This is a genomic window from Acinetobacter sp. SwsAc2 (assembly GCF_013391465.1).
Classification (GTDB): domain Bacteria; phylum Pseudomonadota; class Gammaproteobacteria; order Pseudomonadales; family Moraxellaceae; genus Acinetobacter; species Acinetobacter johnsonii.
The window spans coordinates 1-24809 of the sequence record NZ_JACBEZ010000002.1 but is presented as its reverse complement, the minus strand read 5'-3'; the positions used below and the strand labels follow the sequence as shown (position 1 = coordinate 24809).

Below are 24809 nucleotides of genomic sequence, written 5' to 3'. Positions count from 1 at the left end.
TATCCTTAAGCAGATCAAATCCTTGCTTATTACTACACTCTTAACAGCACTAAGTGCATGCCAGCTCGTGAGTCCAGCCTTGGTCAATTATAATCACGCTTACATGAATGTTGCCAAATGAATCATCAATCAACACTTATAGAACATGTAACAAAAAACGATGCATGGCATAGCTCAGCAAAGCCCAACAACGCTTATATCATGTTCAAAAAGATCACCATATAAGCAACTTGAAATTGCAATGCTAAATGCTAAATGCTAAATGCTAAATGCTAAATGCTAAATGCTAAATGCTAAATGCTAAATGCTAAATGCTAAATGCTAAATGCTAAATGCTAAATGCTATGCGCAACTAAACTGAACAAAGAATAAAATTACAGGCTAAAAAAATAAATTTTTGCAGAATAATGTACTGCCTATATGCAGATCCAAAATAGCTTCCAAGGATTAAAATCACAGAAGTATCAACTCAATATAAATAAAAAGAATCTCTTCGAATTATTGATTTCATCTCTACAATTCTGTAAAACAGCTCACTATTTAATAAAGTGCTTAAAACTTTAATCACTGATTACTTTTAACATCAAAACCAATAATTTTATAACAGCATGAGTCATTATTTTGGATAATACAATTGAAAATGATGTATCACCTGATACACAACCTTATATTGCAGGCTTTTGGCGTAGGAGCTTCGCATTTATCATTGATGCTTTGCTCATCGGTGCTTTCTGTAACATTATCTCTAGCCTATTAGGTAAATTTCCTTATGAATACCCTATACTCATAACATTAATTGGTTATCTTTTCGTTATTCTATACTTTACTTATTGCAACAGCGTTAACAATAATGGACAAACAATCGGCAAAATTCTTCAATCCATTAAAGTCGTCAAACTAGATCAGCAGTATCTCAGCCTATCCGCCTCATTTCTACGCTCGGCAATTTTATATGCCCCTTTCTGCTTAATGTCTTTTACGCTACTTTTTCACCCAGTATTGAATAGCATCTTTACGATACTTTTAGGTAGCTTACTGATTTCTATAATTTATTTATATATTTTTAATCGGAAAAATCGCCGCTCTATTCACGACTATCTAGCACACACAATTGTCATAAAAAATGGGGTTGAACCTAAGACTATTTCTACAACATGGAATGTACATTTTTACATCGTAACTATTTTAGTTTTCATTTTTTCAGGGTTACAAGTTTGGAACAGTATTACAAGTGACCAAGACTATATTCCTATTTCTTTACAAAATCTAAAATTTAAGGAATTAAGCCAATTTGATTATGGTTATCTCATCCTTCCTAAAAATGAGGAAGGTATAAATCCAACTCAACATTATTATTTAGCCACGATTACCGATCCTAATTTACTCAATAATCCAAGTTATGCTGAAGAATTTGCACAATATATTTTCAAATTAGAACCACGTCATCGTGCAAAATATCTAGAAAATTATGTTCAACTCACCGCTCGCTATCAATTTGGGTTAATTTCAAAAAAACGTTCTTCCACCTATTTAATTGAAACAGATGATCAGCAGAAAATTACTGCTCAGGAAGTTTCTTCACAACAACAAACGCAAATTGGAGGTGGGTATTAAGCCCAAAATAAGGACAAAAAAAGACCACGTTTTGGAACGTGGTCTATAAAAATGGTGGCTATGACGAGACTTGAACTTGTGACCCCCGCATTATGAGTGCGGTGCTCTAACCAACTGAGCTACATAGCCGTAAACTGTGCGCGCATTATGTGGTTTTCTCACCAGTACGTCAAGTACCTTGCGCGCTTAATTGATCAAAATTTGTTGAAGTGAGCCGATAAGCCGGGTTCTGTCGAGAACGATCATTCCTCTAGGCGTACAATCACTCATACGCTCAAGCGACCTACCCGGATCCAGCATGGGCCATGCCTAAAGGATCCCTATTTGGTCTTGCTTCCGGTGGGGTTTACCATGCCATGAACTGTTACCAGCCATGCGGTGCGCTCTTACCGCACCCTTTCACCCTTACCTCCGATTTCGATTGCTCGAAACCATAATGAAGGCGGTCTACTCTCTGCTGCACTTTCCGTCGGCTCACGCCGCCCAGGCGTTACCTGGCACCTTGCCCTATGAAGCCCGGACTTTCCTCCCCTGCTTCAATCACGGAGATCTCCACAGCAGCGATCGTCTGGCTCACTTCGAGGCGCATAGTATCAAATTTTAGACTTAATTGCTTGCGCTTTTTTGAGCAATTAGTTTTTTATATTTATCCATGAGCTCATCCTCAGTTTCCGCATGATTAGGATCTAGCGGAATACAATCCACTGGACAGAACAATTGGCACTGGGGTTTATCATAATGTCCGATACACTCTGTGCATAAGTCTGGATTGATTTCATAAATCAATTCCCCCATGAAAATGGCTTCATTGGGGCACACAGGTTCACAAACATCACAATTGATGCATTCATCGGTTATATATAAAGACACATTACCAACCTTGTTGATGTTTACGTTCAAAAGCAGCAACCACCGCTTGTGGTACAAACTTCGTCACATCACCTTTTAAACGTGCTATTTCACGAATCAATGTCGATGAAATAAATGAATACTGTTCTGACGGCGTTAAAAATACCGCCTCAAAGTGTGAATCAAGTTGACGGTTCATATTGGCTAACTGGAACTCGTATTCAAAGTCAGACACTGCACGCAATCCTCGCAGTACAGCCGTTGCTTTTTGTTCACGGAAGAAGTTCACCAACAAACCATCAAAACCTACAAACTCAACATTATCAAGATGGCTTAATGATGCTTTGGCCAAGCTCACACGCTCTTCTAAACTAAAGAGAGGGTTTTTATGATGACCAATGGCAATGGCTACCACCACTTCATCAAACATACGTGATGCACGTGTAACCAAATCAATATGACCATTGGTAATTGGATCAAAAGTCCCCGGGTAAATGACGCGAGTTTTAGACATCCATTTTTACTCTGTTGATTTTGTAGAGCCATATTTTAGCAAAAACTTGTTTTATAGGTGAAGAAACTCTATAAATTTGAAAAAACTTCACCTTAACCATGCTTTAAGGCACAATAGGTACATTGTTGGAAGTAATTGATTATGGCGAAAGCAACTGTAGTTAAAAAAAATACCAGCGGGACGATTGCACAGAATAAACGTGCACGTCACGACTATTTTATTGAAGAAAAATTTGAAGCTGGCCTGTCACTGCAAGGCTGGGAAGTGAAATCATTACGTGCAGGTCGTATGACGCTGTCTGAGAGTTATATCACCTTTAAAAATGGTGAAGCTTTCCTGTTCGGTGCTCAAATTCAGCCTTTACTCAGTGCATCTACGCACATTGTTCCTGAAGCGACCCGTACCCGTAAGTTACTGTTGAACCGTCGTGAACTGGATAAGCTACTCGGCGCAGTGAATCAAAAAGGTTATTCGTGTGTTCCACTTGTTGCTTATTGGAAAGGACCACGTGCGAAATTAGAAATCGCTTTAGTGAAAGGCAAACAGCTGCATGACAAACGTGCCACGGAAAAAGACCGTGACTGGCAACGTGATAAAGCCCGTATTATGCATAAATAATAAAAAACCTCCCATGTGGAGGTTTTTTATTATCAGAACTGTTAATAGTCAGCTTTTAGCTCAACCAAATATTTTCCAAACTTTCGAGCAGTTTCCAAGTCACCTTCAGGTGGGGTTATTTCAATACTAGCGTTGTCTGACTGAGTCATCAAACCTAAAAAGCTCGACATCCGATTAATATCGTGTTGGCTACGTCCCGTCGGCATAAACGGTAAACCAGCCCACAACATACCATGCTGCATAGCAAATAAATTAATCTGCTGTAATACCGCCAGTTTATCGCCACTTAAGCCCCCACCATTGGTAAAGCCTGCAGCCAGTTTTCCTTGCCAAGCCCGTGCTAACCAGCGCTTAGAGGAATCTTCCATAAACTGCTTAAGCGCTGCTGTAAGACTGCCCATATACGTTGGGCAACCCATCACAATAATATCGGCCTGATCTAACAAGTCCCACTGCACTGCAGCAACAGAAATTAAATGCACATCAGCACCCGCCTGCTCTGCACCTTGTGCAATATACTGAGCGACTTTCGCCGTATGACCATAGGCGCTATGATAAACCACACACACATGAACAGGTGTAGCAGAAACAAGATCAGGTACAGACATGGAAATTTTTAAGACCAAAGAATTGAGTTAAGTTTAACACTTCCACTCGCTGAGTGGGGAGTAAGTGCAAGGATTAAAACAGCCAAGCACTTCATCAAAAGCCTAACTATTGCATAAACACGAATGTCCCCATACGCCCAGTTTTGGCATGACGTCGATAAGAGAAGTACTCATCCGACTGGCTAAATGAACACTGATCACCACCAGAGACTACCTCAACACCGTGCTGTTTTAGAATGAATTTTGCGATCGCATATAAGTCAGCATAATATTTTCCAGCTTGCGCACCAGTTTGAAATGCAGACTCAAGCTCAGCATACTTTGAACAAAAAGCTTCTTTTACTTCCGCCCCAATTTCAAAACAAGGTTGACTAATGGCCGCACCCAACCAAGCCCATGTCGGCTGAGTGTTCATGCTGGCAATGGTATTTTCAATAATGCCATGCGCCAACCCACGCCAACCTGCATGCAAATTGGCTACTTCAGTTCCATCTGCATTGCCTACAACCACTGGCAAACAATCGGCTGTCATCATCATCAGGGCATGCTTCGGGCGCTGCGTCACCAAACCATCCCCTTCTTGAGCATCAAAGTCAATTTGCTCATTCACTACACGGCAAATGGTGCTGTGGGTTTGCGTCATCCATGTGATTTTATCGACCCCATAGCCCGCAAACTCTTCGAGCAAGATCATGCGATGCTGTTGCACACGTGCGGCATCATCCTGTACGTGCAAAGCCAAATTAAAGCCTTGCAGTTCAGTTTGAGTGGTTTCTAAAGCACGATCATGATGCACACGGGTTTGCCCCACAAAAACACCTGCCGGAAGTCCTTGAACAAATTGCATATACTGTCCTTATGATGATTCAGCTATAACTTAGTAGGCTTTGTTTTCCGTACGGAGTACATCGACCAAGGTCGCCAAGTCTGCTGGCCACGGCGCTTTAAACAACATTTCATCACCTGTACGAGGGTGTTTCAAACCGAGCTCTGCTGCATGCAAGGCTTGGCGTCTGAAACCACGTAAAGTCTCATCTAAAAGTTCTGTTGCACCTGCGGGCACGCGCACACGCGGCATATACACAGGATCGCCAACTAAACCAAAACCAATATAACTAAAATGCACACGAATCTGATGCGTACGTCCAGTTTCAAGACGAGCTTGGATGCGGGTGAAATGTTGGAAGCGTTCTTTCACGTTGTAGTGTGTTACAGCATCTTTACCGCCCGGCAATACCGCCATTTTGACACGATCTACAGGGTGACGTTTAATCGGTTCATCCACCGTGCCACCCGCAATCACATTGCCATACACAATCAGGTCATAAACACGGTAAACCGTTTTTTTCGCCAATTGCTTACTCAGTGAAAATTGCGCTTCTAAATTTTTCGCAACGACCAACAAGCCTGACGTATCTTTATCAATACGATGTACCAAACCCGCACGGGTCAGTTCTGCCGATTTTGGATAGTGATGCAATAATGCATTTACCAACGTACCCGATGAATTGCCCGCACCTGGGTGAACCACCATCCCAACAGGTTTATTAACGACAATAATGTCCTCATCTTCATAGACAATATCCAGCGGAATGTCTTCAGGCAGACTACGAGTTTGGGCTTCTAACTCAACTTCAAGGGTTAACAGTTCAAATCCTTCACATTTATATTTGGGTTTGACACTGTTACCATTTACCAACAAATGGCCTTCTTTTAGCCACTGTTTGAGTTTTTCACGCGAAAAGTCGCTCCAAATCGTTGCTGCAACTTGGTCTATACGTTGTCCGAGATAAGTTTCATCCAATTGAAATTGCAACGATAAACGTGTTGCAGTAGAGCTTGAAGTATGGTTATCTGCATCCTCAGAATCTTCAAGTAAATTGAAATCGGTTTCAGGGAAATTTGGATCGGAAGATTGTGCTTGAGCCATTTGATCATTCAAATAAAAGTGATTTAATAGCGCAATTGTAGCTCATTGCCCGTATTAACAGAGGAATTTTTATGTCGCTACCACATTATAAAATGACAATGCTTGCTCTAACGATTGGCATTGCATCTGCAATGGTAGGCTGTAGCAGCAATCCCAAGAAAGAAGTGGTAGATACCGGTCCACAATCGAGTGAACAGGTTTATATTCAAAAAGCAGAAAAAGCACTGCAAAGTGGTCAATATACCGACGCTGCAAAACACTTAGAAGCATTAGATACCTATTACCCTACAGGTGAATATGCGCAACAAGCTCAACTAGAGCTGCTCTATGTGAAGTTTCAGCAGAAAGATTATGAAGGTGCGATTGCACTGGCTGATCGTTTCATTCGTTTGAACCCTCAGCATCCAAACGTGGACTATGCCTACTATGTCCGTGGCGTAGCCAATATGGAACAAAACTATGATGGTTTGATTCGTTATACTTCTTTAAAGCAAGCACATCGCGATGTGAGCTATCTTAAAGTGGCATATCAAAACTTCGTAGACTTTATTCGTCGTTACCCTTCAAGCACTTATGCGGTTGATGCCGCACAGCGCATGAAGTTTATCAGCAATGAGTTGGCTGAAAGCGAAATGAATGCGGCACGTTTTAATATCAAACGTAAAGCATGGGTCGCAGCACTAGAGCGTGCGCAATGGGTGATTGAACATTATCCACAAAGCCCTCAAGTGCCTGAAGCTTTAGCAACTGTTGCTTATTCGTATGACCAATTGGGCGACAAGCAAACTGCGCAACAATATACCGATGTCTTGAAACTAAATTATCCAAATTTAGTGAAATCGAATGGTGAAGTGAACTTACGCGCTGCACGTAAAGAAGCAAGTTGGGTCAACCGCGCGACTTTAGGTGTGTTTGGTCGCGAAGAACAAAACAGTTCTGAAGAAACAATCGAACAGCCGAAACAAACAACAGAGCGCAGCTTTACCAACCGTATCAGTTTCGGTCTACTCGATCGTCCTGAAACACAGCAAAACATCAATACTGAAACCGAATAATTCCTCTGAAATATTCGCTATTTTAGAAAGGGCAAGTTATCATACTTGCCCTTTTGTTTTGTGCGATTTCCGCTTGATCAAAACGCTTAAAAGGTATACAAAACAATCTAGATTCGATGGTTTTTTGCATTTTAAAACCTCCATCTCTGCTTCTTTTCACGGTTCAAAACATCAGCGACTGACGATTCGACATGGCTATTCCTCAACACACCATTGACCAAATTTTAGATCGGACCGACATTGTCGACCTGATTGGTCAACGTGTGAAACTTAAAAAGTCAGGTCGCACCTATTCAGGCTGTTGTCCGTTCCATCAAGAAAAATCACCATCTTTTCACGTGTATCGTGACAAACAGTATTTCCACTGTTTTGGTTGTCAGGCCAATGGTAATGCCATTCGTTTTTTAATGGACATCGACAGTCGTAGCTTTATTGATGTGATGAAGGATTTGTCGAGTCAAACAGGCATCGAACTTCCAAAAGACAACCGTGACTCGAAAAAACTGGTGTATAAGCGAGAAGCTAAACCTGTCCAAAAACCACAGGTCGATGTCGCAGAAGCCAAGAAAACTGAGCCAGCTCTGGTACAACCTGAGTTTCAAATTGAGCATGATCCTTTTGCTGAATTTCAGTCCATGGACTACCAAGAGGGTTATGCTGATTTTGATACTTTCGAGGGCTTCAACACTGCCCCCGTTCAAGAAGGCAACTTATACGACCTGTTAGAAAATATTGCGCAATACTATGAGCAGCAACTACCGCATAGTCGCTCTGCTCAGCAGTACTTTAAGCAACGTGGACTCAGCCGAGATACCATTGCATATTGGCGTTTAGGTTATGCACCTGAGGACTGGCAACACTTAGAAAAAGCCTTCCCGCAAGATATCGAAGGCTTAAAGCTACTCGGATTGATTCGTACCAGCGACAACGGTCGTGACTTTGACTTGTTACGGGATCGCGTCATATTTCCGATTCGTGATGCCAAAGGTCGTGTGGTGGGATTCGGTGGTCGTGCTCTAAATGACGAAATTAAGCCCAAATACATCAACTCGCCAGACTCTGAGGTATTTCATAAAAACCAATTGCTTTATGGTTTATATGAAGGTCGTAAACAAAAAGCCCAAGACTGCCTAATGGTCGAAGGCTATATGGATGTGATTGCACTACAGCAGTATGGCATTGCAGGTGCTGTGGCGACCTTGGGAACTGCCAGTAACACCGAACACTTAAATATTCTGTTTAAACAAAACAACCGGATTACCATTGCCTTCGATGGTGACGTGGCTGGACAAAAAGCAGCACGCCGTACTTTAGAAATTGCATTACCGTTACTCAATGATGGTCGTGAGCTGAAGTTCTTTGTGCTGCCAAATGATCATGACCCTGACTCAATGATTCGTCGCGAAGGTATTGAAAACTTTAATAAACTGCTCCAACAGGCCCCACTACTGTCAGATTTTGTTTTTGCACATCTGACGCAGAACCATGACATTAGTAGCCCTGAAGGTAAAAGTCAGGTCATGAGTGAGTTGCGCCAACTGACGGACTTATTGCCGAAAACGGGCTCTTTCCGTTATTTGCTAAATCAATCCTTCAAAGAAAAGCTTGGTTTTGGTCGTCGCTGGACACCTCAAGTCAGCAACGATGCCTCGTTGTCTTTTAATATTCGCACCAAAGATGAAGACTTCGCCCTCGCCGTTCTGATCCATCATCCGTTTTTGTATATTCACTTTGAAACTCTACGCGCCTATTTACCTGAAGATGAACTTTTAGCGCATGTGCTACAAGTCTTAGATGGCATCTTTGATGATTTACCCGACGACCAAGAACTGGCAACCTATTATGTTTTGGGTGCATGTAGCCGTTATGCCAACGCGATTGCCGATATTATGCAGCGTACCAATATTGAAGAACTAACTAAAACACCAGAACTGGCGGATAAACTGGCCAGTGAATATGCTCTTTCGCTTGAAGAAAAATATTTAAAACTTAAACTTAAAGCCCCAAATTCATTAATTGAGACACGAAATTTAAAACATAAACTCTTTGAACTGACCAAAAAAATAGGCTTAAGACTGATTACTTAAACCTATTGCATTTTTGTATTTAGATTTACTTTTTAGTTTTACGACGTTTAGTAAAAGTCTCATTTAAACATGTTTGCATTTGTTCAAAATGACTCGGATCTTCTGATTTGGCTGCTTCACGCAGCATAATCGAGGTCGGATGTAGCAACTTCTGCGTCAAACGATGTGCAAACTCTTGCATCACCCGCTCCGGTTTTTCTCCTTTCGCAATCCGTGCCAGCGCTAGATCTAGTTCTTCTTGTCTTAAGTGTTCACCTTGCTGACGGTAAGCATGGATGGTTTCACCTGCGAGATTAACCTTCTGCTGGGTCACCAACTCCGTTGCTAGTTGGTTGACCATCACCTCAGCTTCAACCGCCGCCTGACGACGTTGAGCAAGGTTTTCATCAATCACCGACTGCAAGTCATCTACGCCATATAAATAGACGCCATCCAAACTTTCCACTTTCGGGTCGATATCACGCGGAACAGCCAAATCGACCATCAACATTTGTTGATAACGACGCTTTTTTAAGGCAGCTTTTACATCTGGATAATGAATCACTTGATGTAAACTACCGGTACAACTGGAAATGACATCTGCACGCGCTAAGTTATTAGCCAACTGATCAAACTCAATGATTTCCACATCTACACGATGGGCTATTTCTTGAGCCAAAGTTTCAGCCCGTTCACGGGTACGGTTACAAATGAGGATTTTTGCGACGCCCATTTCAGCCAAATGCTTCGCCACTAAGCTATTCATTTCGCCCGCAGCGACCACCATGACTGTCAACTTTTCAGGCTTACTAAACACTTGTAATGCAAGCTGAGCCACCGCGTAACCCATCGATACAGCATGACTACCCACAGCCGTTTCAGAGCGGACGCGTTTCGCCGCATAGAAAGCATATTCAAAAATTCGGTTTAAATGAGGAGAAACAGTATGAGCCGTCTTCGCTAGAGATAGTGCTGATTTAACCTGCCCCAAAATTTGCGGTTCACCAAGCATGAGTGAATCTAAACCGCTTGCAACACGCATTAAGTGAGTGACAGCCTGCGCATTTTCATAACGGTATACATGATTCAACAATTGTTTAACATCTATGCCATTTGCTTGGGCGAGCCAGTTTAATACCATATCTGAGTTTTCAGACATGGCATACACTTCTGTTCTGTTACACGTAGAGACCACTACCATTTCATTTAAGTCTTGGTTTTGGCCTTGTTGCTCAAGCAGTTGTGTTAACTTTTCAGGGTTAAATGCAATTTGCTCACGCAATTCTACGGAGGCGGTTTGATGGTTGACACCCAATGCAAAGAAAGACATATCAGATCATCATTTCGCTAAATTTATGCTATTGTGCAATAACGGTGTCATAAAAAGCATTACTTGGATCAAGAAAAATTGCGTCAAACACATTGCCGACTGAGCGGCGCGAGAATTAAGCAATATTCTACCACATTCTTACTCGTCGGTAGCATGGCATCTAGTGCTCATCTTAGAGCAGCTGGAGATTTTTCGCTATCTAATTATGATGCAATTCAACAAAGTATGATTGCCGAATTTGCACTGGCTTATCAAGACAGCGCGACTGCCCTGCATAACTATACTGTGTTGGCGATTAAAAGTAATTCCACCACCATTAAACAGCGCGCTTTAAATATTGCCCTTGAACAAAATGACTTGCATGCCGCACTCGACATTGCAACGCATTGGGTGGTGCAAGAGCCTACCGATGTTCCAGCCTTATTTTATTTATCTCACATTGCACTCAAAGCACATGAATATGAACTTGCAGCTGAAACACTCGATAAAATTCTCAACATTGATGCCAATGCTGATTTAGAGCAAATCCTTGCGGGGATTGCCCCTGAAGAACCTGAAGATCAAGAAATTCTCATCCAAGCACTACGTTCAAGTAAGGAGCGGAACAATCCCTCTATTTTGGCATTGATTGCAGGTTTAGAGGCGCAAAATGGCCAGCTTGACCAAGCCCTAACCACCATCAATAAAGCCCTAAAAAAGCGCGGAAAAGTCACAGGCTACATCCTGATGAAAGCCAACTTACTCAGCGCACTCGGTCAAGAAGAAGAAACCCGTAATTGGTATGCAAAATCGAGTCGTAAACACCGTGACAATGTCGATGTCCGTTTAGCCGAAGCCAAATATCTGATTAAAATTAATGCGTCGAATGAGGCCTTAACCAAGCTTGAGAGCCTGATTAAAAAATGGCCTAACCAAGAAGAAGCCTTGTTTATTGCGGGGTTAACCAGTATTGACTTAAAAAAGTACGAAAAAGCGGAAAAATATCTGGTTGAACTACGTAATTCAGCCGAATATCAAAATGAAGCCTATTACTATCTAGCAGTGAATGCTGAACGAAAACAGCATTTTGAAACAGCCAAGGCCTACTATCGTCTAGTCGATGGTAGTCTGTATACCGTATCACGTCGTAGCCTCATCAGTATCTATACTCAGCAAAACAAACCCAATGATGCTTTGCGCTTTTTAACCCAAGAACGGGTGAACTATCCACAACATGCAAGTTTTTTGTATCAGGCGCAAGCCGATATTTTAAAGCGCATGAATAACAAAGCCGCAGCCATGCGACTGTTAGATGAGGCGATTAAGAACTTACCGGATGATCCTGAACTGATCTATTCTGAAGTGCTAATGTTGGATCCACATACGGATAAAGACAAACTTGAAAAGTTGCTAAACCAACTGTTAAGTATCGAGCCCAATAGCCCAACCTATCTCAATGCTTATGCATATACTTTAGCCTTGCAAAACAGACGCTTAGATGATGCACGTAGATTTGTTGAACATGCTTTAGAATATGCCCCTGAACAAGCCTCCATCTTAGACACCTTGGGCTTTATTTGTTACTTACAAAATGACTTTAGCACGTCAGCCAAAGTCTTAGAAAAAGCCTACCTCATCAGTGGTAGTGTCAATATTGGCGTGCGTTATGCGCGTTCAGTTTATATGCTCGGTGATCTGCAAAAATTCTCCACTGTGTTACAACAACTCAAACAAAAACACCCAAATGATCCTCAATTGGATCAACTCAATACTTTATTGTTACCCCAACAACTGAAAAAGAGCTCATAGTTTTTATGCGTATTTTCTCAAATCTGAGCTTAAGCTTACTTGCTGCAAGTAGCTTAGCACTAACAGGCTGTCAACAATTTACTAAACCACAGCTTGATCCAAACACTATACAAACCGAATCTGATCAACAATTTAGCTTACAGGGTAAAATTGGGGTGCGTACGCCTGAACAGACAGGCAGTGCTTTTTTCACATGGGTACAACAGCAACAAGAGTTTGATATTGAGCTCAGTGGAATTTTAGGCGTTGGTAAAACGCAAATTACTGGTCGTCCAGGTGAAGTTAGCCTGAATAGTGCTAAAACTGGCCTCATCCAAGCTGAAACTCCTGAAGAACTTTTAAAAACAGCAACAGGTTGGCAGGCACCCATCACCCATTTAGTCAATTGGGTTCAAGCCAAACCTGCAACAGTTCAAGCACAAATCCAACGTGACAGTGCCAAACGAGCGGTAAAGATCATTGAAGATGGTTGGAGCGTTGAGCTGAGCTATAACGAACAAGCCCATATGCCAAATCGGTTGATTTTAAAACAAGCACTTGAAAATGGTGCAGAAAACCGTATTACAATGGTCATTCAAAACCGCTAGTTTATCTCGTTATGATCCGTGTCCCTGCCCCATCAAAACTGAATTTGTTTTTACACATTACGGGTCGTCGTGAAAACGGCTACCACGAACTGCAAAGTATTTTCCAGTTGATCGATCTGTGTGATTGGTTAGAGTTTGAGCTCCGTACAGATCAAGAAATTCATATTGAAGGCTTAAACAGTGTCGATTTGAGTCAAAATTTGATTTATAAGGCGACGCAGATACTTAAGCCGTATGCACAAACAGCCACCGGTTTATCCATTCGTCTTGAAAAAAATATTCCGATGGGTGCAGGCTTAGGTGGTGGTTCATCGGATGCTGCAACGACATTAATCGTAGTCAATCAACTGTGGCAGTGCGGGCTAAATACTGAGCAATTAGCAGACTTGGGTGTTCAGTTAGGCGCAGACGTTCCCATCTTTGTCCATGGTCGCAATGCTTGGGCTGAAGGCATAGGTGAGCACTTAACATTCATAGACTTAGATCAAAAACAATACATTGTGTTAAAACCTGATTGTTTTATCAGCACTCAATTGCTTTTTTCACAAAAAACATTGACAAGAAACACGAAGAGCTCTAAATTTTGCGCCTATCAGTTAAAGCCATCTGATTTTGGAAATAATTTTGAGCCTTTGGCAAGAAGTTTATATCCAGAAGTAGATGAAGCGATGCAATATCTCGACCAGTTCGGTGTTGCAAAACTTACAGGTACAGGTGCTTGTGTTTTTGCTGAAGTAACGAGTGATATGAACATTGATGATGTTCTTGCAAATGCACCATGTAAAGCTTACTTGGTCAACAGCTTGAATGAATCACCAATAAGACATTTCCACGTTACCTGATAGGGGTATCGCCAAGTGGTAAGGCACCGGTTTTTGATATCGGCATCCGTTGGTTCGAATCCAGCTACCCCTGCCATTTTATTTCACCTGTAGATGACTGTACTAGGGGTATCGCCAAGTGGTAAGGCACCGGTTTTTGATATCGGCATCCGTTGGTTCGAATCCAGCTACCCCTGCCATTTTACAGTAATCAAATTTAGGGGTATCGCCAAGTGGTAAGGCACCGGTTTTTGATATCGGCATCCGTTGGTTCGAATCCAGCTACCCCTGCCATTTTCCAAAAAAGACAGAGCAACACTTTGCTGTTCTACTGTTAATTTACCTTGACAGAATGACGCAAAAATATTAAAGTTCTGCCGCATTAGGGGTATCGCCAAGTGGTAAGGCACCGGTTTTTGATATCGGCATCCGTTGGTTCGAATCCAGCTACCCCTGCCATCTAATTCCTAAATTGCCAACCGCCAAGGGTGCTTCATGCCCAATCTTGTCGTTTTTAGTGGATCTGCACATCCACAATTCGCCCAAAAAGTCGTAAGCCACTTGCACATCCCTTTAGGTGCTGCATCTATTGGTCAATTTTCTGACGGTGAAATTGCTGTCGAAATTACTGAAAATGTTCGTGGTAAAGACGTATTTATCGTACAACCTACTTGTGCCCCAACGAATGATAACCTGATGGAAATCCTCGTTATGGCTGATGCTTTGCGTCGTGCAAGTGCTGGTCGTATTACCGCAGTGATTCCTTATTTCGGTTATGCGCGTCAAGACCGTCGTCCTCGTTCATCACGTGTTCCAATTACTGCAAAAGTTGTCGCAGATATGCTGACAACTGTAGGAATTGATCGTGTGGTAATGATCGACCTTCACGCTGACCAAATCCAAGGTTTCTTCGATATCCCTGTAGACAACATCTACGGTACACCAGCGCTTTTAGCTGACCTTCGTCAACAATCACATGATAACCTCATGGTGGTTTCTCCTGACGTTGGCGGTGTCGTTCGTGCACGTGCTGTTGCTAAACAAATGGGCGATATTGACCTTGCTATCATCGACAAACGTCGTCAAAAGGCAAACGAATCACAAGTCATGCACTTGATTGGTGATGTTAAAGGCCGTGACTGCGTCATCGTAGATGACATGGTGGATACTGCAGGTACGTTATGTAAAGCTGCTGATGCATTGAAAACATTTGGTGCGCGCAAAGTGGTTGCTTATGCAACTCACCCTGTTTTATCAGGTAAAGCTATCGAAAACTTGAAAAACTCTGTGATTGATGAATTGGTTGTTACAGACACCATTCCTCTTTCTGAAGAAGCTCAAGCTCTTGGTAAGATTCGCCAAGTTTCAGTTGCGAGTATGGTTGCTGAAACAATTCGTCGTATTAACAACGAAGAATCTATTAGTGCAATGTTTGATTCTTATCTATAATATAGCGCTGAATTTTAAAAGCCCTGCCCAGTGCAGGGCTTTGTCTCACTAGGTCGGTCGCAGATCTAGTTTATTTAAAACTTAAATTAAGGATGTCTATCATGGCAAACTTCGTATTAAACGCTCAAGCGCGTGAAGCAGCTAACCAAGGGAAAGGTGCGAGCCGCCGCCTTCGTCACGCTGCTCAAGTTCCAGCTATCATCTACGGTGGTGCTGCTGAACCTGTAGCTGTTACTTTAGAACTTCGTGAGCTTGTTAAAGCTTTAGAAAACAACGCTTTCTTCGAAGAAGTTGTTGAAATCAAAGTTGGCGACAAAGTTGAAAGCGTTAAAATCAAAGCGTTACAACGTCACCCAGCTAAAAACACGCCTATGCACGCTGACTTCGTTCGCGCATAAGTGTTATTGGTGTAATTAGTGTCAAATATTTCACTGATTGTTGGTTTGGGCAACCCAGGTTCTGAGTATGCCCAAACCCGCCACAATGCAGGCTTTTGGTTTGTTGAACGCCTTGCAGAACAATATGGCATTACGCTTAAAAAAGACCCAAAATTCAATGGAATGAGTGGGCGTGGTAATATCGAAGGTCAAGACGTCCGTCTGCTATTACCCACAACCTTTATGAACCTTGTTGGTAAAAGTGTTGTTCCCTTCGCAAAATTCTACAATATTGCTCCAGAAGCAATACTGATTGCTCACGATGAACTGGATATGAACCCTGGTGTCATTCGCCTAAAAACAGGTGGTGGTCATGGTGGTCATAATGGTTTACGTGACATAGTCCCTCATATCGGTCCAAACTTCCATCGCTTACGCATTGGTATTGGTCACCCCGGTTCAAAAGAACGTGTTTCAGGACATGTCTTAAGCAAAGCACCAAGCAATGAACAAAATTTAATGGATGACGCAATCCATCACGCATTGGCTCGCACTAAAATGCTGGTGAATGGTGAGATTCAGCCTGCCATGAATCAAATCAATGCTTACAAACCAAACTGATTAGTCAAAAAAATGTTGAACCATGCTGCTTGCCATACTGTCATTTTAAAGGCAAAATGCGCTTGCCTGATTGCTTATCCAGCAAGTTCAGATTGATTCAACCATAAGATAACGATCTTAGGTCCACTCAGGAGACGCTAGCCATGCTATCTCGTTTATTAAAAGCAAAAATCCACCGTTGTGTTGTTACCCAAGCTGAACTTCATTATGAAGGTTCATGTGCAATCGATGGTCTTTTATTGGATTTAGCCGGTATCCGCGAATATGAAGAAATTCACATGTGGAACGTGACTAATGGTAAGCGTTTCAGTACCTATGCAATTCGTGGCGAAGAAGGTTCTGGCATCATTTCAGTCAATGGTGGTGCAGCACATCAGGCCGATGTAGGCGATTTAATGATTATTGCGACATTTGGTGATTTTACAGAAGCTGAAGCAAATGCACATAAACCACGTTTAGTTTATGCAAATCCAGACAATACTGTAAGTCACATGGCAAACTGTATTCCAGTCCAAGTGGCTTAAGCCCAATAGATTAAAAAAATCCGCTGCGTGCGGATTTTTTTATGAGCAGAATAATGCAATTGTATCAATTCTGAGTAGCACGAAACCCGCTCAACCAATCTCGTTTGCTCTCACAGCCTAAATCTTGTAGCTGATCACCTTTCAATGCCGTGAGTATCGCACTGCCCTGCTCATCGACTTTAAACTCAGCATATTCTGCCTGCTGATAACAATCCGCTAAACCTTCTGCAAACAAAAAACTTCTCGACGCAGGATAAAGCTCGCTATATCGATTATTCGGGTTTTGTAAAATCAGTCGGGCTGTACGAACATTTTTCGGCAACTCAAAATAGCTATGTATCACGCGCCTCTGTGAATCGAGTTCAACATAAGTGAGCACCGAAGATTTGTTCTTAATCACTTCATCAAAATAATGACCTGAAAAAATCTGATCTTCTTGATTGATGTTTGCTTGGCTGGTGCTTTCTGGACTCAAATGTTGAGGCGCAAAATAAAGTTGATAATTCAGCGCCATATAATCCCCCTGAATAATCGAACGCGGGTCTACAGGTTGCAAACGCACATACATGGTTTGACTATTATTTAAGTGCCATTCATTTTTAAAAATTAAGCCTAGAAATACCGCGATGCTGAGTAATGCCAAAGCAAGAGGAGTCATTTTCTTCATATGCCGAACTCCTCTTTTTGCTTAAATAGCATCAAGCTCAAGGTCAGCAAGAGCAACATCAGACCTGACAGTAACATGCTTAAACTTTTAATCAAAAAAGTTACATCGAGGGAATAATATAAAAACCCTAAAATTACAGCGAAAGTTGCCAGCGCAAATCCATAGATCACTTTATCTTGTGTTTTTAATGCCCATGAAATGATGGCCAAACAAATAAAAATATCGAAATAACCATAATAAATTAGCCCAGTTGCAAAAGCAGTCAAAATAAAATGCGCAAATAAATGAAACTGGTTTTGAATATGTAAAAAGACAAACAGTACAAACCATAAAATCGGTAAGCCAAAAGTCAATATCGGAATGTGCTCAATTTTCGCTAATTCGTATTTCCCAAATAAAGTATAAAAACCCATAGAAAATAGAATAATGCCAAGTGCCGCAAGCAATAAACTGCGTTGATATTCAGTTGGCTGTATGAATTTTATGGCCAGAATTCCCAAATAAAAAACATAATTCCAAAGTGCTAAATAGACAAAATTTTCAACAATATTACGCCAACTGAGATATGCATTAATATCCCAAATACACGCTACACCTGCTGCATATAAACCCAAAACTTGAACAAAAACAAAGAACCAATGTGTTCGCATAAAATAAGCGAGTGCTAGCATCGCCAATTGTAAAAATAGAATAGGAAGAATGTGATTCATTAAATCAACGGTGTGAAAAATCACCGCAATTTGTCCTGCAACCCAGAGACAATAAGCAAATTGTCTTAAAAACAAACTTTGTTTAGCTTTCAATAAGTAAGCCGCCAAAGCCACAAAGACAACGCCCATAAGCAAAGAGAAATTTCCCCAAAAGGTCAGCATTAACGTAGCAAAGACGATGCCCGCAATCCAAGCTCCCACAGCAAGGGGAATAGCGTTGAACCGACTATGTGGAATAAATTTAATCAACATGTAAGTGATGAAAGCAAACCACGCAAAAATAATCAGTGCGATAAAAAATAATTCAACAATTTCATTCTGACCAAACCACTCCGTCACCGCCTTCACAATGATCAAGGTAAAGCTAATGCCCAAGCCAACGGCTGAAAGTGCACTACACAACTGATCTTTATTTTGATAATAGTAAACCAGTGAAATGCCCAACAAGATAAAAGACACGATGAAATAAAGAATGCTTTTATCCGCATAAAGATACATCGCCATATGCCAAATCGAGAGAACGGCAAACCACAGCAAGAATAAATAACGAAGTTTCGAATAATATTTATTGCAGAAATAGAATTGAATCAGCGCAAATACATGAATACTGATTAAAAAGAGATCTGGATATTGATCCCCCCAAAAGGTTTGGATAAAAAACAGAAACAACGCCAACTGGCTGGTAATACATAAAAGGAAAAACATCCCGATATTCGGGCGATATAACCACGGTAAAAGCAGCACAGACCAAAGTAAAAATAATAAATAGCTGTCAGCACCCGTTTGATAAATTTGACCAATCACAGCCAGAATTAAACCAATCATCAAACCACAGATACTATGTAAACACTGCACTAGAAAATCATGTTTTGTCAGCCACAAACTGCAAACCGCACTGAGGAATAATAACAACTGGGGAATAGCCAGCTGAATATTGTGTGGCAACATAAACCAATTGGCGGCAACCAAATACAATATACTGATCGCGATGAGGGTAAAACCAAAAACTTGCAGATGCTTTATGAAGGATTCAGCACTCCAAGGGTAATCATATTGTTGAATTTTGATCAATTCTAACTCCTCACTCTTATTTTTATCTTGATCATTTCAAACCATTCAAACTATAGAAAAACTTCTTATTCATGTTTATGGTTTTTCTCAGATATTCATTTTTGAACATTAAACTCATACTAAGTGAAATCATACATAGAGAGTGTTGGTCTTTAGCAAACCAATAACATAAACAACGCTATAGCAAAAATTGTTCTATGTATAAAACTGATCATTCTAAAACTCCCCCTGTTTTTCTAAATATTTAGCACTATAATGGGCTTACATCGCTTCAGGGCGGGGTGCAATTCCCCACCGGTGGTAAGTTCAGTTTGAATGACTCAGACTGAATCAGCCCACGAGCCAGCCAAGCAGAAATCATCTATTTGGCTCGCAGATTTGGTTCAATTCCAAAGCCGACGGTATAGTCCGGATGAAAGAAGACGACGTGACCAATAGAATCGCAGGTGCAAACCTATGAGGATTTATTGCTACGCCAATTTTTCAAAGTCCTGAAATGTTCAACCGTACTTCAATTTTACGCGAGCGTTTCAATGTCTAGTTTGATTCAACCCGAAATTTTCTTTTCAGCCCTTTCTCCAGCTGAACAACGTATTCAACAAGCTTTAGAAGATATCCGCCAAGGCAAACCCGTTTTGGTGATGGATGACTTTGACCGTGAAAACGAAGCCGACCTCATTGTGGCTGCTGAAACCCTCACCGTCGAAACAATGGCACGTATGATTCGTGATGGTTCTGGTATTGTATGTTTATGTCTGACCGATGAACTGGCCGATCACTTAGAGCTTGTGCCTATGGTGTCAGATAACTCAAGTCAGTTTAAAACTGCATTCACGGTGACCATTGAAGCTGCAACTGGCGTGACCACAGGTGTGTCTGCGCAAGATCGTACCACCACAGTCAAAGCAGCAATTAAAGATGGGGCTGTTGCCAGCGACTTAAATCGCCCTGGTCATGTCTTCCCTCTTCGTGCACGCCAAGGCGGTGTGCTCACCCGTCGCGGTCATACCGAAGGGACCATCGATTTAGCTCGTTTAGCAGGCTTGAAGCCGGCAGGTGTCTTGTGTGAACTGACTAATGCCGATGGGACTATGGCCTCTGGCATTCAAGTGTTGGCATATGCGCAAACGCATCAGTTGACGGTGATCACCATTGAAGAATTGGCGCAATATCGCATTAAACACGGAGTTTAATTTTCAGGCTCCCGATCAAAAAAGCCTCCATATTGGAGGCTTTTTTTATGCAATACCATCAGCATCAAACAAACACAGTATAAATACCATAGAGCGCAATACTGACCAATATCGCACCACAAACGCTTAATAACTTATTGTACAAAGCGGACTGCGATAGTTTATTAAAACCCAAATAAACCAAAGACAACGTGCTGAAGTCTAGAATAATCCAGAGAATGGTCAATAGTACAAGGCTGACATCAACATCACTGGTTACCCCAATGAATTGTGGGAAAAATGAAGCAAAGAAAATAATATCCTTCGGATTCGAAATACCCACCAAAAAACCTTGCTTAAAGCCCCCCTGCACCGCCTTTAGTTGCACAGGTGATGTTTCTGTTTCTTGTACAATGGCTTCTTTTAAAATTTGAAAGCCAAGATAAGCAATATATACGCAGCCTAAAATCTTAATCGCATTTAACCAATGCTCTGCAATGTTTAAAAAGCCTTTTAAGATGAGCACAGATAGTACAATGAGAACCAAAGAGGCTAAATTCGTCCCAAAAATGGTTTTTAAGGCTTGTTTATATCCACCTTTTAGACCTGCACTGGCAACCAACAACATCACTGGGCCAGGTGTTGCAATCATGACCACCACGGCCATGCAGTACAGCATCAGCTCAAATACATTGACCATCTAAAAAACCCTTTCCCCCAGTTACACTGGGCAACTATTGCAATAACCGCATATTATTTTTGACGCAAAAACAAAGAGAGCTTACTCATCTTCTACAGTCTGGATAAGATGTTGTCGAATCACGTCGGCGCGTAAAAATGCCAAGTCATAACTGGCGGTCGCCAGTGCAAGCACACGATGCTCAAATTCTTGCCAAATCGGTTTGACTTGTTCGGCTAGGATGCCTAAACCACTTTCTTCACTCAAGTTTTTATTCTTTTCACACACTTTTAATGCGTGGTATAGCTTGCGTCCTTTTGATGCATCTGAGCGTAAACGCACTCGTTTAGACAAAACAAACGCTTCCACCTGCTGTACATCTGCAAAAGGCAACATTGGGACTAAAATTTGATCGAGTTGCGCATCTAAACGCTGCCAGACTGAGCTATGCTGCTCAGCCGTGTAGGTATTCCACTGAATCACTTCATGATTAAAGCGACGACAACCACGACACACAGAATCACCAAATACCGTTGAACAACGCCCTGCACATGGGGTCAAAGAGGCAATTCGACGATCTGTACTCAAAACATACTCCTGTTAATAAACGCACCAAAACAAAACGGATTTTGTCTTTGGCAACTGAATATACACGCTCACCTACCACTTGAGAAGCCATTTAAAATGTTTACTTATCTCGCATCTTGATTCAATTCCATGTAAAATGTGCGCCTTAAAATTATCTATCAAAATACATTGGAGTACTCCATGAACGCTACTGTAGAACAGCTTGCACCTGTAGAACAGCAAGCGACGACTGGTTGGGTTGTTGCCGCACTTTATCAATTCAAAGAAGTTCAAGATCCTGCTGATCTTCAACAACGTCTTTTAGACTTGGTAAAAACCATCAACCTATGTGGTACTCTGATTGTAGCGGGCGAAGGCATTAATGGTACGGTTGCAGGCGATCGTGCCGCGATCGATATGATTCATCAATTCCTTCTGAATGAAGGTTTTAACGAAATGGAATACAAAGAGTCTGACAGTGCAGACAAACCATTTCGTAAAATGAAGATTAAACTTAAAAAAGAGATCGTGACTTTAGGCGTTGAAGTAAAGCCACGTGATTTAGTCGGTCACTACCTTGACCCGAAAGAATGGAATGACCTGATTGCTCGTGATGACGTCATTTTGATTGATACCCGTAATGACTATGAATACAAAGCTGGAACATTTAAAGGTGCTATTGACCCGAAAACAGAAAGCTTCCGCGAATTTCCAGAATACGTTAAACAAAACCTTGAACAGCACAAAGATAAAAAAATTGCGATGTTCTGTACAGGTGGTATCCGCTGTGAAAAATCGACCTCTCTTCTCCTTCAAGAAGGTTTCAACGAGGTTTATCACTTAAAAGGCGGCATCTTAAAATACTTAGAAGAAACCCCTGCTGAACAAAGTATGTGGGAAGGTGAATGTTTCGTTTTTGATGGCCGTACTGCAGTCACTCATGGTGTTGAAGAAGGCCTTAACATTAAGTGTCATGCTTGTGGTTGGCCACTTCTTCCTGCTGAAGCAGAAGAAGCTAGCTATGAACATGGTGTGTCATGCAAATACTGTATCGACAACACCACAGAAAAACAAAAAGAAGGCTTCCGTATGCGCCAGTCACAAATTGCTGCGGCTAAACGTAAACGCCTTTAAAATCATTCAGATGATTTAAGTCAAGAATAAGCCCTCATTTGAGGGCTTATTCTTTTATGCAGTTCGCATTTTTTAAAAATATTTAACAATTTTGTCACAACATTGAACTCAATCTGAGTCATACTGTATAAATAATAAGCTAAAGTGGTGTCCTGAAGGTCTCCACATAACAATAAAAATGACATGCCTAAACGACGAAAATAGGATGATTGCCATGCATAAAATAATCATGCCACGCCATCGCACACTGATTCGCAATGCCGCAGCAAACCGTATCGAGCAATATCACAGTACCAGCTTCAACCAAATCAAAGCCAAGCTTGAACAGCGCACGCATTTATTTATCGTGGTTTTGGGCATGTTGATTGGTTCAAGTATCGCGCTCGGCATTGGTTACCATCTAAGCTCAAATCTTTTAAATTATACATTGCTCAGCTTAATCCCAGTTGCGCTGGCCTATAGCTTACGTAAAGTCTATATTCACACGCTAACCCATACCCGTTTCGATGAATAGAAAACAATACATTTCAATTCTTTACCCACATGCGATAAGTCCTTAAGATAACTTATCGCATTTATTTTTATGGTCTATATGAACCTCACTGCATGGATCATCTCCGTCATGGAACAATTGGGTTATTGGGGAATAGCCTTACTCATGTTTCTTGATAATGTTTTTCCGCCCATTCCTTCTGAAATTATCATGCCTTCGGCAGGTTATGCCGCATCACAAGGCGAGTTGGTTTTAATTGGGGTCATTATTGCAGGATGTATTGGTTCACTCTTTGCCGCAGCAGTGCTGTATTGGATCGGCTATCAATTTAAACAAGAGTACATTTTCAGATGGGTCGACCGCTATGGTAAATATCTATTTATCAAATCCGCCGATGTGAAAAAATCCTTAGATTGGTTTGAGCAGTATGGTCACCGTATTGTATTTTTTGGTCGTATGATTCCTGCGGTACGTTCACTGATTAGCATCCCTGCGGGGATGAGCCGTATGCCCTTTTGGAAGTTCATGTTTTATAGTGGACTCGGCACAATTATTTGGACAACATTTTTAGCAACAGTCGGTTATTACTTTGGTGAAAACCAAGCACTGATGCATCAAATTTTTAGCAAAGTCGGTTATGTCATTATTGCCATTGTCGCTGTGATTATCCTTTGGTTTTTATATCGCAGGCATTTGCGTAAAACACGCAGCTAATTTATTTTGGGGAAATACATGAAACACTATTTACTGCATTTTGCGGCGGTATATAGCATTGCTTTGGTGCTGTTAATCACCGTACTGGTCTTTGGTTTAAACCTTGGCGGTTTAACCTTAATTCCGACCTTAGTGGCTTGTGCACTGATTAGTGTCAGACACTTCGTAAAAAAAGAACACCGTGTTCCAAATAATCATGAAAAAATACAACTGGTTTGGAGTTCAAGTGCTGTCGCAATTATCGTCGGTAGTTTCTTTGTGCTGTTTTTAGTGCTGATGAATCCCAATGCTGAAGCCATTATGAAATCAGTCGATAATGCCGGCATTGGACTTACCGCTGTCGTTATGCTGTGTATGGTCGCGATTCATGGCGCTATTTTTCATATTGCCTATGGTTGGTACGCAGACTATTGTTTTAAAAAGTTGCCATAAAAAAGCACCTCGTTTGAGGTGTTTTTTATGCTCGATAGATAGCGATCACATGCGCACGTGATTAGTGCTTTTGAGCGGAAAGTGCCATTAACTTTGTTTGGCTAGCTCTCATTTCTTCAATCAACCAATCCTTAAAAATGACTTTATGCGGATCATCCTCAAAAGGAGATGCGGAAAGTAAATAATAAGCGGAGCCATCTTGCACAATCGGGGTAAGCATATCTAACATTTGAAAATCGAGCTCTTTTTCAACCATATAAGCTGAAACCACTGTTGCCCCCAACCCTTCTAAAGAGGTGGTCCCACTTGTTTGAACAACTAAAAGCGTATTTATAAGTGATATTCCGCTCTAGTTAAGCCACCTTGTTTTGTTGGGGTAGCTGATCATAGTAAAACTCATTTGGTGTCATTTTGTCTAG

26 protein-coding genes, 5 tRNA genes, 1 other RNA gene, 1 pseudogene and 1 riboswitch are annotated in these 24809 nt (G+C 41.4%); of the genes and pseudogenes, 20 read left to right on the top strand and 13 right to left on the bottom strand.

The genetic code is table 11. The annotated features are described in order from the left end of the window. Positions 1-621: 621 nt before the first annotated feature. A complete protein-coding gene (locus tag HYI04_RS01365; protein WP_010327298.1) occupies positions 622-1614 on the top strand; it encodes an RDD family protein in 993 nt (330 codons plus the stop codon). Between the two features lie 52 nt (positions 1615-1666). Here HYI04_RS01365 and HYI04_RS01360 read toward each other — a convergent pair. The 4 genes from HYI04_RS01360 to coaD form a co-directional block, all read right to left on the bottom strand. Continuing rightward, positions 1667-1743: transfer RNA gene (locus HYI04_RS01360), tRNA-Met, on the bottom strand. Between the two features lie 73 nt (positions 1744-1816). Then, positions 1817-2194, bottom strand: an RNA gene (gene rnpB / locus HYI04_RS01355) — RNase P RNA component class A. Positions 2195-2220: 26 nt separating this feature from the next. Next, a complete protein-coding gene (locus HYI04_RS01350; RefSeq protein WP_004695536.1) occupies positions 2221-2484 on the bottom strand; it encodes a YfhL family 4Fe-4S dicluster ferredoxin in 264 nt (87 codons plus the stop codon). Position 2485: 1 nt separating this feature from the next. Then, positions 2486-2977 carry a pantetheine-phosphate adenylyltransferase gene (gene coaD, locus HYI04_RS01345; protein ID WP_004695534.1) on the bottom strand — a complete coding sequence of 164 codons (492 nt, stop codon included), beginning with the start codon at positions 2975-2977 and terminating at the stop codon, positions 2486-2488. 141 nt (positions 2978-3118) lie between these two features. Between coaD and smpB the strand changes: the two genes are divergently transcribed. Further along, the gene (smpB, locus tag HYI04_RS01340; RefSeq protein ID WP_004695532.1) at positions 3119-3595 is read left to right on the top strand and encodes an SsrA-binding protein SmpB; all 477 of its coding nucleotides are present in this window, start codon (positions 3119-3121) and stop codon (positions 3593-3595) included. Positions 3596-3636: 41 nt separating this feature from the next. Here the strand turns inward: smpB and HYI04_RS01335 are convergent, their stop codons facing one another. The 3 genes from HYI04_RS01335 to rluD all read right to left on the bottom strand — a co-directional run bounded on the left by HYI04_RS01335 (position 3637) and on the right by rluD (position 6133). Next, complete coding sequence (locus HYI04_RS01335; RefSeq protein ID WP_004695530.1) at positions 3637-4203, bottom strand: flavodoxin family protein; 567 nt, start codon at positions 4201-4203, stop codon at positions 3637-3639. A 106-nt stretch (positions 4204-4309) separates the two neighbouring features. Then, positions 4310-5050, bottom strand: coding sequence for a peptidoglycan editing factor PgeF (gene pgeF / locus HYI04_RS01330; protein ID WP_010327300.1), 741 nt, complete (start codon positions 5048-5050; stop codon positions 4310-4312). Between the two features lie 30 nt (positions 5051-5080). After that, entirely contained in the window at positions 5081-6133 is a 1053-nt protein-coding gene (gene rluD / locus HYI04_RS01325; RefSeq protein WP_010327301.1) for a 23S rRNA pseudouridine(1911/1915/1917) synthase RluD, read from the bottom strand. Between the two features lie 71 nt (positions 6134-6204). Between rluD and HYI04_RS01320 the strand changes: the two genes are divergently transcribed. Beyond that, on the top strand, positions 6205-7188 hold the full coding sequence (locus HYI04_RS01320) for an outer membrane protein assembly factor BamD (protein ID WP_010327302.1): 984 nt from the start codon (positions 6205-6207) through the stop codon (positions 7186-7188). Between the two features lie 191 nt (positions 7189-7379). Then, positions 7380-9275, top strand: a complete 1896-nt coding sequence (locus HYI04_RS01315) for a DNA primase (protein WP_010327303.1) — start codon at positions 7380-7382, stop codon at positions 9273-9275. 25 nt (positions 9276-9300) lie between these two features. Here the strand turns inward: HYI04_RS01315 and hemA are convergent, their stop codons facing one another. After that, positions 9301-10584 carry a glutamyl-tRNA reductase gene (hemA, locus tag HYI04_RS01310; protein WP_010327304.1) on the bottom strand — a complete coding sequence of 428 codons (1284 nt, stop codon included), beginning with the start codon at positions 10582-10584 and terminating at the stop codon, positions 9301-9303. 78 nt (positions 10585-10662) lie between these two features. Between hemA and HYI04_RS01305 the strand changes: the two genes are divergently transcribed. From HYI04_RS01305 to panD, 11 genes are all read left to right on the top strand, one after another. Further along, complete coding sequence (locus HYI04_RS01305; protein ID WP_029575087.1) at positions 10663-12372, top strand: hypothetical protein; 1710 nt, start codon at positions 10663-10665, stop codon at positions 12370-12372. Positions 12373-12377: 5 nt separating this feature from the next. Continuing rightward, positions 12378-12959: a lipoprotein insertase outer membrane protein LolB gene (lolB, locus tag HYI04_RS01300; RefSeq protein WP_010327306.1), complete on the top strand. Its 582-nt coding sequence runs from the start codon at positions 12378-12380 to the stop codon at positions 12957-12959. A gap of 11 nt (positions 12960-12970) precedes the next feature. After that, positions 12971-13801, top strand: a complete 831-nt coding sequence (gene ispE, locus HYI04_RS01295) for a 4-(cytidine 5'-diphospho)-2-C-methyl-D-erythritol kinase (protein ID WP_010327307.1) — start codon at positions 12971-12973, stop codon at positions 13799-13801. Position 13802: 1 nt separating this feature from the next. Continuing rightward, a tRNA-Gln gene (locus HYI04_RS01290) sits at positions 13803-13877 on the top strand. A 28-nt stretch (positions 13878-13905) separates the two neighbouring features. Then, a tRNA-Gln gene (locus HYI04_RS01285) sits at positions 13906-13980 on the top strand. 19 nt (positions 13981-13999) lie between these two features. After that, positions 14000-14074 (top strand) — tRNA-Gln (locus tag HYI04_RS01280). Between the two features lie 90 nt (positions 14075-14164). Further along, positions 14165-14239: transfer RNA gene (locus HYI04_RS01275), tRNA-Gln, on the top strand. A 36-nt stretch (positions 14240-14275) separates the two neighbouring features. Next, on the top strand, positions 14276-15229 hold the full coding sequence (locus HYI04_RS01270) for a ribose-phosphate pyrophosphokinase (RefSeq protein ID WP_004695513.1): 954 nt from the start codon (positions 14276-14278) through the stop codon (positions 15227-15229). Positions 15230-15330: 101 nt separating this feature from the next. Further along, on the top strand, positions 15331-15627 hold the full coding sequence (rplY, locus tag HYI04_RS01265) for a 50S ribosomal protein L25 (RefSeq protein ID WP_004695511.1): 297 nt from the start codon (positions 15331-15333) through the stop codon (positions 15625-15627). An 18-nt stretch (positions 15628-15645) separates the two neighbouring features. After that, positions 15646-16227, top strand: a complete 582-nt coding sequence (gene pth, locus HYI04_RS01260) for an aminoacyl-tRNA hydrolase (RefSeq protein WP_004695508.1) — start codon at positions 15646-15648, stop codon at positions 16225-16227. Positions 16228-16370: 143 nt separating this feature from the next. Continuing rightward, complete coding sequence (gene panD, locus HYI04_RS01255) at positions 16371-16751, top strand: aspartate 1-decarboxylase (RefSeq protein WP_004695506.1); 381 nt, start codon at positions 16371-16373, stop codon at positions 16749-16751. A gap of 64 nt (positions 16752-16815) precedes the next feature. Here the strand turns inward: panD and HYI04_RS01250 are convergent, their stop codons facing one another. Beyond that, a complete protein-coding gene (locus HYI04_RS01250; RefSeq protein ID WP_010327309.1) occupies positions 16816-17418 on the bottom strand; it encodes a GDYXXLXY domain-containing protein in 603 nt (200 codons plus the stop codon). Further along, on the bottom strand, positions 17415-19199 hold the full coding sequence (locus HYI04_RS01245; protein WP_010327310.1) for a DUF2157 domain-containing protein: 1785 nt from the start codon (positions 19197-19199) through the stop codon (positions 17415-17417). Before HYI04_RS01245 ends, HYI04_RS01250 begins: the two co-directional genes overlap by 4 nt. Positions 19200-19463: 264 nt before the next feature. Next, positions 19464-19627, top strand: a riboswitch (FMN riboswitch). A 105-nt stretch (positions 19628-19732) separates the two neighbouring features. Here HYI04_RS01245 and ribB point away from each other — a divergent pair. After that, complete coding sequence (gene ribB, locus HYI04_RS01240; protein WP_010327312.1) at positions 19733-20392, top strand: 3,4-dihydroxy-2-butanone-4-phosphate synthase; 660 nt, start codon at positions 19733-19735, stop codon at positions 20390-20392. A 64-nt stretch (positions 20393-20456) separates the two neighbouring features. On the opposite strand, the gene HYI04_RS01235 is transcribed toward ribB, so the two are convergent. Both HYI04_RS01235 and HYI04_RS01230 read right to left on the bottom strand, forming a co-directional pair. After that, entirely contained in the window at positions 20457-21071 is a 615-nt protein-coding gene (locus HYI04_RS01235; protein WP_010327313.1) for a LysE family translocator, read from the bottom strand. A gap of 81 nt (positions 21072-21152) precedes the next feature. Then, complete coding sequence (locus HYI04_RS01230) at positions 21153-21638, bottom strand: DUF1289 domain-containing protein (protein ID WP_010327314.1); 486 nt, start codon at positions 21636-21638, stop codon at positions 21153-21155. A 180-nt stretch (positions 21639-21818) separates the two neighbouring features. On the opposite strand from HYI04_RS01230, the gene HYI04_RS01225 reads away from it, so the two are divergent. The 4 genes from HYI04_RS01225 (at position 21819) to HYI04_RS01210 (ending at position 24390) form a co-directional block, all read left to right on the top strand. Further along, the gene (locus HYI04_RS01225; RefSeq protein ID WP_010327315.1) at positions 21819-22751 is read left to right on the top strand and encodes a rhodanese-related sulfurtransferase; all 933 of its coding nucleotides are present in this window, start codon (positions 21819-21821) and stop codon (positions 22749-22751) included. A gap of 214 nt (positions 22752-22965) precedes the next feature. Beyond that, complete coding sequence (locus tag HYI04_RS01220) at positions 22966-23265, top strand: hypothetical protein (protein WP_010327316.1); 300 nt, start codon at positions 22966-22968, stop codon at positions 23263-23265. Positions 23266-23343: 78 nt separating this feature from the next. Continuing rightward, positions 23344-23958, top strand: a complete 615-nt coding sequence (locus HYI04_RS01215; protein ID WP_026056455.1) for a DedA family protein — start codon at positions 23344-23346, stop codon at positions 23956-23958. A gap of 18 nt (positions 23959-23976) precedes the next feature. Continuing rightward, positions 23977-24390 (top strand): ABZJ_00895 family protein, encoded by a 414-nt coding sequence (locus HYI04_RS01210; protein ID WP_010327317.1) that lies wholly within the window; start codon positions 23977-23979, stop codon positions 24388-24390. 61 nt (positions 24391-24451) lie between these two features. Here the strand turns inward: HYI04_RS01210 and HYI04_RS01205 are convergent. After that, positions 24452-24685, bottom strand: a pseudogene (locus HYI04_RS01205) (LysR family transcriptional regulator); the annotation flags it as partial. Positions 24686-24809 lie beyond the last annotated feature (124 nt).